Source organism: Brevundimonas vancanneytii (assembly GCF_901421975.1).
GTDB lineage: Bacteria > Pseudomonadota > Alphaproteobacteria > Caulobacterales > Caulobacteraceae > Brevundimonas > Brevundimonas diminuta.
In genome coordinates this window covers 2,550,813-2,564,287 of the sequence record NZ_LR588407.1, presented here as the reverse complement: position 1 = coordinate 2,564,287, position 13,475 = coordinate 2,550,813, and the positions used below count along the sequence as shown (strand labels likewise).

16 protein-coding genes and 1 pseudogene are annotated in these 13,475 nt (G+C 67.8%); 11 read left to right on the top strand and 6 right to left on the bottom strand.

What is annotated here, in order from left to right; translation table 11 throughout:
- Positions 1–29 precede the first annotated feature (29 nt).
- The gene (locus FGL25_RS12745) at positions 30–1,334 is read left to right on the top strand and encodes a DUF418 domain-containing protein (protein WP_138141893.1); all 1,305 of its coding nucleotides are present in this window, start codon (positions 30–32) and stop codon (positions 1,332–1,334) included.
- Positions 1,335–1,344: 10 nt separating this feature from the next.
- Here the strand turns inward: FGL25_RS12745 and ypfJ are convergent, their stop codons facing one another.
- From ypfJ to FGL25_RS12730, 3 genes are all read right to left on the bottom strand, one after another.
- Complete coding sequence (gene ypfJ, locus FGL25_RS12740; RefSeq protein WP_003163749.1) at positions 1,345–2,196, bottom strand: KPN_02809 family neutral zinc metallopeptidase; 852 nt, start codon at positions 2,194–2,196, stop codon at positions 1,345–1,347.
- An 85-nt stretch (positions 2,197–2,281) separates the two neighbouring features.
- On the bottom strand, positions 2,282–2,668 hold the full coding sequence (locus tag FGL25_RS12735; RefSeq protein WP_252970175.1) for a hypothetical protein: 387 nt from the start codon (positions 2,666–2,668) through the stop codon (positions 2,282–2,284).
- 54 nt (positions 2,669–2,722) lie between these two features.
- Complete coding sequence (locus FGL25_RS12730; protein WP_167493388.1) at positions 2,723–3,070, bottom strand: HesB/IscA family protein; 348 nt, start codon at positions 3,068–3,070, stop codon at positions 2,723–2,725.
- 108 nt (positions 3,071–3,178) lie between these two features.
- Here FGL25_RS12730 and FGL25_RS12725 point away from each other — a divergent pair, with 108 nt between their 5' ends.
- The 10 genes and pseudogenes from FGL25_RS12725 (at position 3,179) to FGL25_RS12680 (ending at position 10,611) form a co-directional block, all read left to right on the top strand.
- Positions 3,179–4,366 carry a deoxyguanosinetriphosphate triphosphohydrolase gene (locus tag FGL25_RS12725; protein WP_088411153.1) on the top strand — a complete coding sequence of 396 codons (1,188 nt, stop codon included), beginning with the start codon at positions 3,179–3,181 and terminating at the stop codon, positions 4,364–4,366.
- Positions 4,367–4,453: 87 nt separating this feature from the next.
- The gene (locus FGL25_RS17815; protein ID WP_138141891.1) at positions 4,454–5,257 is read left to right on the top strand and encodes an SPOR domain-containing protein; all 804 of its coding nucleotides are present in this window, start codon (positions 4,454–4,456) and stop codon (positions 5,255–5,257) included.
- Positions 5,258–5,270: 13 nt separating this feature from the next.
- Positions 5,271–6,320 (top strand): beta-N-acetylhexosaminidase, encoded by a 1,050-nt coding sequence (gene nagZ / locus FGL25_RS12715; RefSeq protein ID WP_138141890.1) that lies wholly within the window; start codon positions 5,271–5,273, stop codon positions 6,318–6,320.
- Positions 6,321–6,337: 17 nt separating this feature from the next.
- Positions 6,338–7,162: a segregation and condensation protein A gene (locus FGL25_RS12710; RefSeq protein ID WP_003163745.1), complete on the top strand. Its 825-nt coding sequence runs from the start codon at positions 6,338–6,340 to the stop codon at positions 7,160–7,162.
- Positions 7,159–7,841 (top strand): annotated as a pseudogene (gene scpB, locus FGL25_RS12705) (SMC-Scp complex subunit ScpB). The gene FGL25_RS12710 and the pseudogene scpB overlap by 4 nt, the downstream one beginning before the upstream one ends.
- A gap of 154 nt (positions 7,842–7,995) precedes the next feature.
- A complete protein-coding gene (locus FGL25_RS12700; RefSeq protein ID WP_138141889.1) occupies positions 7,996–8,367 on the top strand; it encodes an AtpZ/AtpI family protein in 372 nt (123 codons plus the stop codon).
- Positions 8,368–8,372: 5 nt separating this feature from the next.
- Positions 8,373–9,161 (top strand): F0F1 ATP synthase subunit A, encoded by a 789-nt coding sequence (locus tag FGL25_RS12695; protein WP_138141888.1) that lies wholly within the window; start codon positions 8,373–8,375, stop codon positions 9,159–9,161.
- Positions 9,162–9,219: 58 nt separating this feature from the next.
- Positions 9,220–9,444, top strand: a complete 225-nt coding sequence (locus FGL25_RS12690; protein WP_003163741.1) for a F0F1 ATP synthase subunit C — start codon at positions 9,220–9,222, stop codon at positions 9,442–9,444.
- A gap of 125 nt (positions 9,445–9,569) precedes the next feature.
- Positions 9,570–10,094 (top strand): F0F1 ATP synthase subunit B family protein, encoded by a 525-nt coding sequence (locus FGL25_RS12685; protein ID WP_040344710.1) that lies wholly within the window; start codon positions 9,570–9,572, stop codon positions 10,092–10,094.
- Between the two features lies 1 nt (position 10,095).
- Complete coding sequence (locus tag FGL25_RS12680; RefSeq protein WP_138141887.1) at positions 10,096–10,611, top strand: F0F1 ATP synthase subunit B; 516 nt, start codon at positions 10,096–10,098, stop codon at positions 10,609–10,611.
- Positions 10,612–10,714: 103 nt separating this feature from the next.
- On the opposite strand, the gene FGL25_RS12675 is transcribed toward FGL25_RS12680, so the two are convergent.
- The 3 genes from FGL25_RS12675 to gcvPB form a co-directional block, all read right to left on the bottom strand.
- On the bottom strand, positions 10,715–11,182 hold the full coding sequence (locus FGL25_RS12675) for a DUF6789 family protein (protein WP_312163102.1): 468 nt from the start codon (positions 11,180–11,182) through the stop codon (positions 10,715–10,717).
- Positions 11,183–11,303: 121 nt separating this feature from the next.
- Entirely contained in the window at positions 11,304–11,708 is a 405-nt protein-coding gene (locus FGL25_RS12670) for a PGPGW domain-containing protein (RefSeq protein WP_052747942.1), read from the bottom strand.
- A gap of 174 nt (positions 11,709–11,882) precedes the next feature.
- The gene (gcvPB, locus tag FGL25_RS12665) at positions 11,883–13,460 is read right to left on the bottom strand and encodes an aminomethyl-transferring glycine dehydrogenase subunit GcvPB (RefSeq protein ID WP_164917997.1); all 1,578 of its coding nucleotides are present in this window, start codon (positions 13,458–13,460) and stop codon (positions 11,883–11,885) included.
- Positions 13,461–13,475: the final 15 nt, after the last annotated feature.

Genomic DNA, 13,475 nt, shown 5'->3' with positions numbered 1-13,475 from the left:
CGCGGCCTGAAGGGGGATAAGCGGCCCGTATGACCGCCCTGCCGCCTCGCATGACATCAGTGTCGCCCAATCAACGTCTGGAGAGCCTGGATCTCCTGCGCGGGTTCGCCCTGTGCGGCATCCTGTTGGTCAACATCATGATGATGGGCGGACTCTGGGGGCAGTATCATCCGGAGTTGCCGCCGACCCTGGCCAATCCCGACTGGTCGGCGTGGATAATCCAGCACCTGTTCGTGCAGGGCTCGATGCGGGGCCTGTTCACCTTGCTGTTCGGGGCGGGGATGCTGCTGATCACCCTGCGCGGCGAAGACGGGCGCGGGACGATCCAGGCAGCCGACGTCTACTTCCGGCGCTGCATGGCCTTGTTGGCGCTGGGCGTGTTCAACGCCACCGTCCTGCTGTTTCCGGGGGACATTCTCTATGTCTACGGCCTGTCGGGATTCTTGTTGTTCGTCTTTCGCGCGGTTCGGCCGCGCACGCTGATCGCCCTGTCGGCCGCTCTGCTTCTGCTGTTGACACTCGAGTCGGCCGTGGTCGGCGCCTATCAGGCCATGGAGGCGCGACGCGGCGCTGAACTGGCCAGTCAGGTCGAGACCGGGGCCGCCCTGTCGGTCGAGGACGCCGAGGCGTTGAAGCTCCATGTCCGCGCGCAAGAGGCGCAGACCCTGACGCCCGAGACCATCGTCGAGGAAACAGCCGCACGCACGGGAAGCGTCGTCGGTCTGCTGAAATGGAGCGTACGCACCTGGTTGGATTATGCGGCGTCCAGCTACACCATCACCCTGGTCATTGAATCGGTCGCCTTCATGCTGCTGGGCATGGCGCTCTTCAAGCTGGGGGTGTTGGGCGGGGCGCGTTCGCTCGGATTCTATCTGGCGCTGGCCGGGGGCGGTTACGCCCTGGGTCTGGCGGTGAACGGCGCCCAGGCCGTGATGTTGTGGACCAGCCAGTTCTCGTCCGAGTCCTGGACGGCGCAGACCAGCTATGAACTGGGTCGCTGCGCCATGACCCTGGGGCACGTCGGCCTGCTTCTGTCGCTGTGGAAGATGAACGCGCTCGGTTTCGTGGGGCGCGCCCTAAGGAATCTGGGGCGCATGGCCCTGACCAACTATCTGGCCCAGTCGGCGATCGCGGGCCTGCTGTTCTATGGCCTTGATCTGTGGGGCAGGCTGGACTGGTGGGGCCTGTGGGGCGTGGCGGCGGGCATCTGGGTGTTCCAGATGGCTTTCAGCGCCCTGTGGCTGCGGGTCTTCAGCATGGGCCCGCTGGAATGGGCGCTGCGCTGGTTCGCCTATGGACGGCCTTCGCCCCTGAAACGCACGAAGGCCGCCTGATCCATCAGGTCTAAAGCTGGGCGAAGGTGTCGCAGGCGGCGGGGTCGCCCGTCTGATAGCCGCGCTGCAGCCACTCGACCCGCTGGGCCGAAGAGCCGTGGGTGAAGCTTTCCGGCGAGACGCGGCCGCCGCCGCGGCGTTGCAGGGCGTCGTCGCCGATGGCCTGGGCCGTCTTCATGCCTTCCTCCAGATCGCCCGGCTCCAGCGCCACCTGACCGTTCGACACGGCGGCGGCGTTGCTGGCCCAGACCCCGGCGTAGCAGTCGGCTTGAAGCTCCAGAGCGACGGAATAGCGGTTGCCCTCGGCCTGCGACCGCGCCGATTGCTGGGCGCGCTGCACCTGCTGGCTGGCGCCGGTCAGGGTCTGGACGTGGTGGCCGAATTCATGTGCGATGACATAGGCCTTGGCGAAATCCGCGCCGGACGCGCCCAGCTTGCTTTCCATCTCGCGCCAGAAGCTGAGGTCCAGATAGACCTTCTGATCAGCCGGGCAGTAGAAGGGCCCCATCGCCGCCTGGCCGTAGCCGCAGCCGGTCTGGGTGCCTTGCTCATATAGGACGGTGGTCGGCGGGGTGTAGCCGCGCAGCTTGGTCTTCCACACGTCGTTGATGTTGGAGCCGATGACTTCGACGAATTGGCCGTCCTGATCCCCTGGCGAGCCCATCTGGCCCTGCTGCTCGGCCTGACCGGCGCCGCCGAACTGGCTGGCCAACTGCTGGGTGGTGTTCGGGTCGATGCCGAAGACGAAATAGCCGATGGCCGCCAGCACCAGCACGCCGATGCCGCCGCCCGCGACCGCGCCGCCGCCCATGCCGCGCCGGTCTTCGATCCCGCCGCCGCGCCGTCCGCCTTGCCAACGCATCTGTCGCTCTCCGCTTTCGTCGTCTGCTCCGAAGCTAGGCTGAAACGCAGGCGCAGGTGAAGAGATGCAAATGTAACGCTGTGGTTCAGTGCGGCGGACGGCTCAGCCAGGCGTCGATCTCCGTCACGCCGGGCGCGGTCTGGTCGAGCGGCGGCGTCAGGGGCGCCGGCGCGGGCAGGGTTGTCGAGCGCGGCGCATAGGCCGTCGCAGGCGGCGTCGCTGGGGCCGGCGATCGCGCGGCTTCAAGCCGCTGCAATGTCTGACTGGTCTGAAGCCTCATGCGGGCGGCCTCGGCCTCACGCTGGTCGGCCTGAAGGCGCAGACGCTCCATGGCCTGAGCGTGCTGTTCGGCGCGGGCGATGTGGGGATCGTAACCCGCAGGGGGAGGGCCGGGCCAGCCGGGCCAGGTCTGGGCCTGCGCCGACAAGGGGGCGGCGCAGAGCAACAGGGTTAGGACGAACAGGCGCGTCATGCCCATACAGATGGGTGTGTTGCGCCTCGCCGCCAAGCGAGACTTTATCGCGGCTCAGATCGCGAAGCTGACGCCGCAGCCGCAGCTGGAGGCGGCGTTGGGATTGCGGATCACGAACTGGGCGCCTGCCAGTTCATCCACGAAGGCGATCTCGGAATCTTTCAGGAAGGGGATGGAGACCGGGTCGATCACCACGGCCTGCCCGTCGCGACGCACCACCAGATCGTCGGCCTCGGGACCGTCGACCAGCTCGAAGCGGTACTGGAAGCCCGAGCAACCGCCGCCGTCGACGGCGACGCGCAGCAGGACCGGCTTGCCTTCCGCCTCGGACAGCTTGGCCAGGCGGCGCGCGCCGCTTTCGGCCAGGACAATGCCCTCGGGCGACCGGGTTGCGACCGACAGCGACAGGTCGCGGACTGATTCTGTAGATTGGACGGTGCTCACGGCCCTCTATATGAGGGGCCGACAGGCGTTCGCAAAGGCCTGTCGCCATCACGAAGTCCTGCCGCCTTGAGCCAGACCCGCGCCCCCTACGCCGAAAACCCCGCGGAAAGCCGCGGCCGCCATGTTTTCGAGCCCGCCAGCCGCACCCGCACCGCTTTCGCCCGCGACCGCGATCGCATCATCCACGCCACCGCCTTCCGCCGCCTGAAGGAGAAGACGCAGGTCTTCGTGGCGCATGAGGGCGACCACTACCGCACCCGGCTGACGCACAGTCTTGAGGTGGCGCAGATCGCCCGCTCGCTGGCCCATGCCCTGCGGCTGGACGACGATCTGGCCGAGACGGTCGCTCTGGCCCACGACCTGGGCCACCCGCCGTTCAGCCATGCGGGCGAGGACGAACTGCACGAACAGATGAAGGCGTTCGGCGGCTTCGATCACAACGTCCAGAGCTTCCGCGTCGTGACCGAGCTGGAGACCCGCTATCCCGGCTTCCCCGGCCTGAACCTCAGCTGGGAGACGGTCGAGGGCGTGGTCAAGCACAACGGCCCGGTGGCGCACCTGCTGTCGGATCCGGCTTGGAAGGCGGTCGCCGCCTATGCGCCGGGCGGGGCGGCCGACTGGGACCTGCGTCTGGGCACCTTCGCCTCGCTGGAGGCCCAGTGCGCGGCCATCGCCGACGACATCGCCTATAACAACCACGATGTGGACGACGGGGTGCAGGCGGGGCTGTTCAGCCTGTCGGATCTGGCAGACGTGCCGCTGATCGGACGCTGTATCGCCAGCGCGCGCGCCGACTGGCCCGACATCGACGAGCGGATGCTGCGGCTGGAGGCCGTGCGCCGGATGATCGGCGTCATGGTCGACGACGTTCTGGCCGAGACCGAGGCCCGTCTGGCCAAGCACCGCATCGAGACGGTCGAGGACGTCCGCAACGCGCCCGAGACCCTGGTGCAGTTCTCAAGCGGCATGATGGCGGAACTGGCGGTGCTGCGCCGTTTCCTGTTCGAGCGGATGTATCGCCACTACCGCGTCAACCGCACCCGCAGTCAGGCGCGCCGGGTGCTGGCCCAGCTGTTCCAGCTGTTCATGGCCGAGCCGGAGGTGATGCCGCCGGAATGGCAGGCCTCGGCCCTGACCGACGACCGGGACGCGCGGGCGCGGGCGGTGTGCGACTACATCGCCGGTATGACAGATCGTTACGCTATCGAGGTCCACAGGAAGCTGTTCAGCCTCGACCTCGCCCTCGATCTGTGATTCGAGAAGGGCTTCACGGCGCGTTAGACTGAGCGCCGACGCGCGCCGATTCGCGCGCGTGTCCCACGACCATCAAGGCGCGACCCAATGTCCTACGACGACGACCACCGAGGCAATCCCAACGCCGGGCCCAACGCCGGCCGCGACCGGGGCGCCTATACGCCGCCGACCGACGACGACCTGCCCTTCACGCGCGGCGGTTATGACCCGCGCCGGGCCCCGGCCGCCAAGTCGCCGCCGATCACCCTGATCATCAGCGCGGTCGTGCTGCTGCTGCTGATCGTGGCCGTGGTGGTCTTCTATCGCTCGGGCGTGCGCTCCTCGACGGATGCGCCGCCCGCCGTCGGCACGCCGGTCGAGAGCATGAAGGTCGAAGCCCCGCTGGACGCCCAGCCGGTCGACCCGGAAGCGGACATCCGCGTCTATCGCGACGGCGGCGCCCCGACCGACGCGGCGCCGACCTTCACCCCCGGTCCGGAAGAGGTGCTGCCGCGTCCCGCGCCGACGACCCCGGCCCCGCCGGTCGAATCCTCGACCCTGCCGCCCGCCGCGCCTGCGCCGGCGGCCAAGGCTCCGGTCGCGCCTGCGCCCGCAACCCCCGCTCCGGCGACCAAGGCCCCGGCTCCCGCGCCCGCTCCGGCCGCGACGGGCGGATCGTCGGGCGTGCAGATTGGCGCCTTCTCCTCGACCGCCATCGCCGACCGCGAATACGCCGCCGTCGCCGCCCGCTTCGGCCAGTACGCCTCGGGCGCCGAGAAGCGCGTGCAGGAAGTCACCGCCGCCAACGGCTCGACCGTCTACCGCACCACCTTCACCGGCATGAGCCGTGATCGCGCCGTCGCCTTCTGCAATGCGCTGAAGGCTGCGGGCCGCGACTGCATCGTCCGCTAAGGATCGCGCAAGCATGACCTCCGCCGCCATCTACGGCTGTTCCGGCCACCGGCTGACGGCGGAGGAACGCGCCTTCTACGCCGAGGCCAAGCCCTGGGGCTTCATCCTGTTCCGCCGCAATGTGGACAGCCCCGAGCAGGTCAAGGCGCTGGTCTCCGAACTGCGCGACAGCGTGGGCCGCGACGACGCCCCGGTTCTGATCGATCAGGAGGGCGGCCGGGTCCAGCGCCTCGGCCCGCCGCACTGGCCGAAATATCCGCCGGGCGCCGCCTATCTGAGGGCGACCAACGACCCGGCGTCGGCGCGCGAGCTGGTGCGTCTGGGCGCGCGGCTGATCGCCCATGACCTGCGCGAACTGGGGATCACCGTCGACTGCGTGCCGGTGCTGGACGTGCCGGTGCCGGGCGCCCACGACATCATCGGCGACCGCGCCTACGCCCAGGATCCGGCGACCGTGACCCAGCTGGGCCGCGCCGCCGCCGAGGGGCTTCTGGCCGGCGGCGTCTTGCCGATCATCAAGCACATTCCCGGCCACGGCCGCGCCTTTTCGGACAGCCACCACGATCTGCCGGTGGTCGAGACGGCGATCGAGGAACTGGACGCCTGGGACTTCGCCCCGTTCAAGGCCCTGTCGGACATGCCGATGGCGATGACGGCCCACGTCGTCTTCACCGCCGTCGACGCCAAAGGCCCGGCCACCACCTCCAAGAAGGCGATCCGCCTGATGCGCGAGCGGCTGGGCTTTTCCGGCCTGATCCTGTCGGACGACCTGTCGATGCAGGCCCTGTCGGGCGCGCTGACCGAGCGCGCCGAGCAGTCGTTGAAGGCAGGCTGCGACGTCGTGCTTCACTGCAACGGCGACCTGAAGGAGATGGCTGCCGTCGCCGACGGAACCAAGAAGCTGAAGGGCGAGGCCAAGCGCCGCGCCGAGGCCGCCTTGAACCGCATCGTCCGCGCGCCCGAGCCGCTGGACGTCGCCGAGGGGCGCGCCCGGCTGGAGGCGGCTCTGACCGGCCGCTTCGACGCCGCCAAGGGGCCGAACGTGGGCGAGGCGCAGGCCTAGATGGCCGGGGAGGGCGCATGAGCGAGGCCTTCCAGCCGAACCTCGACTTCACCGCCGTCGAACAGGTCGAGGCGCAGGAAGCCTTCGTCGTCGATCTGGAGGGTTATGAAGGCCCGCTGCACGTCCTTCTGGCCCTGGCGCGGACGCAGAAGGTGGACCTGCTGAAGCTGTCCATCACCCGTCTGGCGGAACAGTATCTAGCCTTCGTGCATGAGGCGCGGCGGAGGAATTTCGCGCTGGCGGCCGACTACCTCGTGATGGCGTCGTGGCTGGCCTATCTGAAGTCGCGCCTGCTGATCCCGCGAAACGAGAAGGACAAGCCGGAGGAGCCGCCCGCCGAAGAGATCGCCGCCGCCCTGGCCTTCCGCCTGCAGAAGCTGGAGGCCATGCGCACGGCGGTGGAGGCCATCACCGGCCGCCCGCAGCTGAAGCGCGACGTCTTTACGCGCGGAGATCCTCAGGCGACGGTCATCATCCCGTCTGACCGGGTGGACGCCAGCCTCTATGAACTGATGAGCGCCTATGTCGCCCAGCGCCGTCGCGAGGAGCGCCGCAAATACGCCCCCGGCCAGCGGGTCGAGGCCTTCCAGCTGGAGGCCGCGCGCGACTGGCTGCGCGAGATCATGCCGCGTCTGGCTGAATGGACGCCGCTGGAGCGCGTGGCGCCCCAGAAGCCGGAGGGGCAGGAAGGCCCCAGCCAGGCCAGCTATACCGCCTCCACCCTGTCGGCCAGTCTGGAACTGGTGAAGGAGGGCGGCATGGACATCCGGCAGGAGCGGCCATTCGACGCGGTCTGGCTGAAGCGCAGAGGGCTGGGGCAGCCGTTGGAGCTGACGCCGTGACCCTCGACTTCACCCCGGATCACCTCGAGATCGAACGCCGGGTCGAGGCCCTGCTGTTCGCCGCCGCCGCGCCGCTGTCGCTGGCCGAGATCGCGCGTCGTCTGCCCGAGGGCGCCGACGTCGGCGGGGGCGCTGACCGCGCTTCAGGAACGCTATCAGGGCCGCGGGGGTCGAGCTGGACTGCGTGGCCGAGCGTTGGCGGTTCCGCACGGCGCCCGACCTCGGCTTCCTGATGACCGAGGAGCGCGAGGAGCCGCGCCGCCTGTCCAAGGCCGCGCTCGAGACCCTGGCCATCATCGCCTACCACCAGCCCTGCACCCGCGCCGAAGTCGAGAGCGTGCGCGGCGTCTCCCTGTCCAAGGGCACGCTGGACCTGCTGCTGGAGATGGACTTCGTGCGCCTGCGTGGGCGTCGCCGCACGCCGGGACGGCCGGTGACTTACGCCACGACCGACCGCTTCCTCGAGCATTTCAGTCTCGCGAGTCTCTATGACCTGCCGGGCGTGCAGGAGATGAAGGCGGCGGGCCTGCTGGATCTGTCCATGCCGGTCGGTTTCGAGGTGCCCGACCCCTCGCGTGCAGGCGACGACGAAGGCGAGGATCTGCTGACCGGGCTGGACGACGCGGCGCCCGAGTTCGCCCAGGATTTCGTCAGCGAGGACGAAGAGTCGCAACCTTGATGGGGACGGATCGTCGCGCCCCCAAGAAGCGTCGGAAAGTCATGGACTTAAGTCCAAGGCGCGCCGCCTTGACCTGAGGCCGTCTCGCCTATAGGTTCCGCGCCGAAATTCAGACCCGTTCCGGCCCTGCGCCGGGCGCTGAGCGAACAGGCCCATGTCCCCGACGAAGGAATCGCGCGAAGAGGCGATCAAACGCCTCCACGAAAGCGCATCCGCATTGGAGGCGAAGGTCCAGGCGGACAAGTCCGTCGATGTCGTCGCGCAAAAGGTCGTCGGCCAGGCCTATCGCATCATCGCCGAATTGCTCGGCGGGGTGCTGATCGGTCTCGCACTTGGTTTTGGCGTCGACCGGCTGTTCGGGACGACGCCGATAGGCGTTGTGGGCGGGGTTCTTCTGGGCTTCGCCTTATCGGTTTATATGGCGCGCCGCACAGCCAATCGGCTGATGGCGCAGGCCAAGGCGGCGGGTTTGCCTCAACAGGGCGAACCTATCGTCGAGGCTGACGAAGAAAACAGGGAACGATAGGCTTTATGGCCGGTCCGATTGAACAATTTGAGGTCAAGCCGCTCGTAGAGTTCGGCACGGTCAATGTTCCCGTCCTGGGCGAGCAGGTGATCGCCATCACTAATTCGCACGTGGCCATGACCATCGCCTTCGTGGGCGTCGTCGGCTTCCTGGCCCTGGCGACCTCGGGCGCCAAGGTGGTGCCGGGCCGGATGCAGGCGGCGGGCGAAAGCCTGTTCGGCATGGTCGACAACCTGGCCAACTCCATCATCGGTCATGAAGGCCGGAAATATTTCCCCTTCGCCTTCACCATGTTCCTGATGGTTCTGTCGATGAACCTGCTGGGCATGTTCCTGACCTTCACCGCCACCTCGCAGCTGGCGATCACCCTGACCCTGGGCTTGATCACCTTCCTGACGGTCGTTGTCATCGGCGTGGTCAAGAACGGTTTCCGGTTCCTGGGGCTGTTCTGGCCGACCAGTGCGCCCCTGGCGCTGCGGCCGGTGGTCGGGGCCATTGAGCTGGTATCCTTCCTCCTTCGTCCCTTCACGCTCGCGCTTCGTCTGTTCGGCAACATGCTGGGCGGTCACGTGGCGCTGAAGATCTTCGCCCAGTTCGTGGTTCAATTGGGCGCCTTCGCCATCGCTGCCGGCGGATTCGCCTATGCGCTCATCGGCGTGGCGGCTCTGTCGCTGGGCATGACGGTCGCGATGACGGCGCTTGAGTTCCTCGTGGCCTTCCTTCAGGCCTTCGTTTTCACCGTTCTGACCTGCATTTACCTCAACGATGTGGTCAACCTGGGCGAGGGCCATTAAGGCCTACGTCCAGTCTGTAACCCTACCCTCCAACGCTCCAAGAAATTAGGAAATCATCATGGACGCTGAAGCCGCTAAGTACATCGGCGCTGGTCTCGCCACCCTGGGCATGATCGGCTCGGCCCTGGCCGTCGGCAACATCTTCGGCAACTTCCTGGCCGGCGCCCTGCGCAACCCGGCCGCCGCCGCCTCGCAAGTCGGCAACCTGTTCGTCGGCGCGGCCCTGGCCGAAGCCCTGGGCATCCTGGCCTTCGTGCTGGGCATCCTGATGTTCTTCCTCTGATCTGAGAAGATCACCAGTTTCGATGGCGCGCAGGCTCGTCCTGCGCGCCGTTGTCTTGATCTGAAATTAGACGGACCATGGCCGCACAAAGCACAAATGACACGCTGAACAACGTGTCCAGCGACGTGATCGCAGACACGCATGCTTCAGTGGAGCATGGCTCATCGGGGTTGCCTCAGCTGGAGTTCCAGCACTGGGCGGGCCAGATCGGCTATCTGCTGATCCTGTTCGTCGTCCTGTATGTGCTGGTCGCCAAGGTCTTCGCCCCGCGTCTGCGCAAGGTCATGGACGAGCGCGCCGAGACCATCGACAGCGCCGTCGCCGCCGCCCGCTCGGTCCAGACCGAAGCGGCCGCTCAGGCTGAGGCCGCCCGCGCCGAGGTTGAAAAGGCCCGCGCGGACGCCCGCGCGACCGCCGTGGCCGCCAAGCAGCGCGTCACCGAAGAATTCAACGCCCGCCTGGCGGCGGACGAAGCCGTGGTCAACGCGCGCATCGCCGAGGCCGAAGGGGCCATCGCCAAGACCCGCGACGCCGCCATGGCGAACGTCACGATCATCGCCTCGGACGCGGCGGGCGCCATGCTCGAGCGTCTGACCGGCTCGAAGGCCTCAGACGCCGAACTGGCCGCCGCTATCAAGGGAGCCGCCTGATATGCCCGCCTTCCTGACCGGTCATTTTTATGATGTCGCCAACCCTGAACTGTGGGTCGCGATCGGCCTGCTGATCTTCATCGCCATCGTGGTGATGGCGGGCGTGCCCAAGCTGGTCGCCACCAGCCTGGACGCCAAGGCCGCCAAGATCCAATCCGAACTGGACGAGGCCGCCCGCCTGCGCGCCGAAGCCGAAGCGATGCTGGCCCAGATCCGTCAGGAGAAGGCCGAGGCTGAAGCTCAGGCCGCCGACCTGCTGGCCACCGCCGAAGCCGACGCCAAGCGCCTGGAAGCCGACGCCAAGGCGCGCATCGAGGAATCGACCGCCCGCCGTCAGGCCCTGGCCGAGCGCCGCATCGCCCAGGCCGAGGCCGAGGCCACCCAAGAGGTCAAGGCTGCGGCCGCCGACCTGGCCGCCAAGGCCGCGCACCAGATCCTGACCGCCCGCATCGCCGGCGCCAAGACGGACGCGCTGATCGATCAGGCCATCGCCCAGATCGGCGGCAAGTTGAACTGATCGCTTCGGCGAACAGGCTTAGCCCCGAAAAGCAATCAGGCCCCGCCGGCGACGGCGGGGCCTTTTTGCTTGTCCGAAATCCTGTTGTCGGGACGGAGGACGGTCAGTGGGCGGGGGCGGCTCCAATCGGAGCTGCGCCGCGTTTCTCGCGCTCGACCAGGCGATAGTAGACGTTGCCCAGGACGGCGCCGAAGACCATGTGCAGCGCCAGAAGCCAGCCGATGGTGCCGAAGCCGGACGAGCCGGTGAAGGTCCGATAGTCGCCCACCATGGTGAGGAACAGCATCATCGCCACCCAGGCGCCGACGGCGAAGACGATGCCCTTTGTGATCGGCGTGGCGGTGGGCAGTCGCGGATAGACGACGCCGAACAGCGAACCAAGCACGAAGGTGCCCATCAGCAGGTGGATCACCCAACCGGCCGCCATATTGCCCGGCATGCCGAACATCTGGGCGATGATCCCCGGAAAGGGATCGAACATGTGATTGAGGAACAGGTTGGCTATTTCAAGCACGGAAACCGCAACCGTAGCGACGAAGCCGGCGATGATTCCCTTTTTTACGCGTGACATCATGTGAACAGCGCCTCCCAACGCATTCAACTTCGAGACTACGCAAGGCGGAGCATACGCCGATCCGCGCGGATGCGGCGTGAACCTCGTTCACATTACCGTGTTTGCCTTAGCTTGGCCTTTATCGCCGGAACGCGCGCCAGGCCCGGCGCAGGCGACGACGGAACCGCGCCAGGGGGCGGCGACGGCGACGCAGCACCATCTTTTCGGCGCGCAGGGTCTGCTGCCAGAAGACAGGGGCGATTTCGGGCTTTTTGCGCATCAGACGGCGGAAGGGATAGACCCATTTCGGCCGGGCGCGCTGGGCGCGGATGAACTGCCGCTTGGCCCACCAGGAGTTGCGCAGGACGATGACGAGGCCCAGGGCGATGACCGGCACGCCGCCGGGGCCGGGCAGGGGGGCGATCAATATGCCCAGCACGATGATGAGGAAACCGACCGCCATCAGCGCCAGGCGACGCAGACGCCGCGCCAGCCCCGGACGGGGCGGCGGAGGCGGGCGCAGCGAGGGCAGGACCAGGGTCACGGAGGCGGCGTCTCGAACAAGGGTTCGGCCAGGGAGGGCCGACGATCAGTAAACGCACGAGACAAGGCCGAAAGGCGGCGTCGCCATGACGCTTTCGTAAGTCGGTCCAGAAATGCAGAACGCCGTGTCCCGAAAGACACGGCGTTCCCGGTGTTCAGGCCTGTTCCGACCGGATCAGCCGGCGCGGTTGGAGCCTTCCGGCGCGGCCCAGCGCAGGCGCGGCGAGCGCGCGGCGCGGGTCTCGTCCAGACGCCGCAGGGGCGCATGGAAGGGGGCGCCCTTGAAGCGTTCCACGTCGCCGGCCTTGGCGGCGCCCGCCAGCAGGCGCATGGCCTCGATGAAGCGATCCAGTTCGGCTTTGGACTCCGTCTCGGTCGGCTCGATCAGCATGGCCCCGTGGACGACCAGCGGGAAATACATGGTCATCGGGTGGAAGCCCTCGTCGATCATCGCCTTGGCGAAGTCGAGCGTGGTGACATCCGTGCCCTTCAGCCATTCGTCGTCGAACAGGGCTTCGTGCATGCAGGGGCCGTCGGGGAAGGCCGGGCTCATCAGGTCTTCCAGACGGGCCTTGATGTAGTTGGCGTTCAGCACGGCGTCCTCGGCGACCTGACGCAGGCCGTCAGAGCCGTGGGACATCATGTAGCTGAGGGCGCGCACATACATGCCCATCTGGCCCTGGAAGGCGCACAGGCGGCCGAAGGCCTGTTCGGCCTCGTCTTCCTCGCGCTCGACCAGCTTGTAGCCGTCGCCGGTGTTCACCACCCACGGGGCGGGGGCGAAGGGGGCCAGGGCCTCCGACAGCACGACCGGACCGGCGCCCGGACCGCCGCCGCCGTGCGGCGTCGAGAAGGTCTTGTGCAGGTTGATGTGCATGGCGTCGACGCCCAGGTCGCCGGGGCGCACCCGACCGACGATGGCGTTGAAGTTGGCGCCGTCGCAATAGAAGTAGGCGCCCGCTTCGTGCGTCAGGCGGCTGATCTCCAGGATGTCGCGCTCGAACAGGCCGCAGGTGTTCGGGTTGGTGACCATGATGGCGGCCACGTCCGGACCCAGCTTGGACGCCAGATCGGCCACGTCGACGCGACCGTCGTCGGTCTGGGCGACTTCGACGACGGAGTAGCCGACGAAGGCGGCCGTGGCCGGGTTGGTGCCGTGGGCCGAGGTCGGGACCAGCACCTTGCGGCGCTGCTCATGCTCGCCCTTGGCTTCGTGGGCGGCGCGGATGGCCATCAGGCCGCACAGCTCGCCGTGGGCGCCCGCCTTGGGCGACAGGGCGACGGCGGGCATGCCCGTCAGCGTCGTCAGCCAGTGGGCCAGCTGGTCCATCAGCTCCAGCGCGCCCTGCACCGTCGACTGCGGCTGCAGCGGGTGGATGTCCGAGAAGCCCGGCAGACGCGCCATCTTTTCGTTCAGGCGCGGGTTGTGCTTCATCGTGCACGAGCCCAGCGGATACAGGGCCAGATCGATGGCGTGGTTCTTCTGGCTCAGGCGCACATAGTGGCGCATGGCCTCGGGCTCGCTGAGGCCGGGCAAGCCGATCGGATCCTTGCGGACCAGGTCGCCCAGGTCCGAGCCGTTGCCGGCGGGTTTCGGCAGGTCGACGCCGGTCTTGCCCCAGCCTTCGCCTTCGAAGATCAGCGGCTCGTCCTGCAGCAGGCCGCGCCCGCCGGTCAGGGTGGCGGGCTTGTAGGACGCGTCCGAGGCGGCGTTCGGGGCGGTCGGGCGGCCGACAGTGTTCATCGTGCTCATGGTTCCAATCTCCCC

Coding starts and splice junctions, on each gene's coding strand:
- FGL25_RS12745 (WP_138141893.1), top strand. CDS start 30: ATGACCGCCCTGCCGCCTCGCATGACATCAGTGTCGCCCAATCAACGT.
- ypfJ (WP_003163749.1), bottom strand. CDS start 2,196: ATGCGTTGGCAAGGCGGACGGCGCGGCGGCGGGATCGAAGACCGGCGC.
- FGL25_RS12735 (WP_252970175.1), bottom strand. CDS start 2,668: ATGACGCGCCTGTTCGTCCTAACCCTGTTGCTCTGCGCCGCCCCCTTG.
- FGL25_RS17815 (WP_138141891.1), top strand. CDS start 4,454: ATGTCCTACGACGACGACCACCGAGGCAATCCCAACGCCGGGCCCAAC.
- nagZ (WP_138141890.1), top strand. CDS start 5,271: ATGACCTCCGCCGCCATCTACGGCTGTTCCGGCCACCGGCTGACGGCG.
- FGL25_RS12710 (WP_003163745.1), top strand. CDS start 6,338: ATGAGCGAGGCCTTCCAGCCGAACCTCGACTTCACCGCCGTCGAACAG.
- FGL25_RS12700 (WP_138141889.1), top strand. CDS start 7,996: ATGTCCCCGACGAAGGAATCGCGCGAAGAGGCGATCAAACGCCTCCAC.
- FGL25_RS12695 (WP_138141888.1), top strand. CDS start 8,373: ATGGCCGGTCCGATTGAACAATTTGAGGTCAAGCCGCTCGTAGAGTTC.
- FGL25_RS12690 (WP_003163741.1), top strand. CDS start 9,220: ATGGACGCTGAAGCCGCTAAGTACATCGGCGCTGGTCTCGCCACCCTG.
- FGL25_RS12680 (WP_138141887.1), top strand. CDS start 10,096: ATGCCCGCCTTCCTGACCGGTCATTTTTATGATGTCGCCAACCCTGAA.
- FGL25_RS12675 (WP_312163102.1), bottom strand. CDS start 11,182: ATGTCACGCGTAAAAAAGGGAATCATCGCCGGCTTCGTCGCTACGGTT.
- gcvPB (WP_164917997.1), bottom strand. CDS start 13,460: ATGAGCACGATGAACACTGTCGGCCGCCCGACCGCCCCGAACGCCGCC.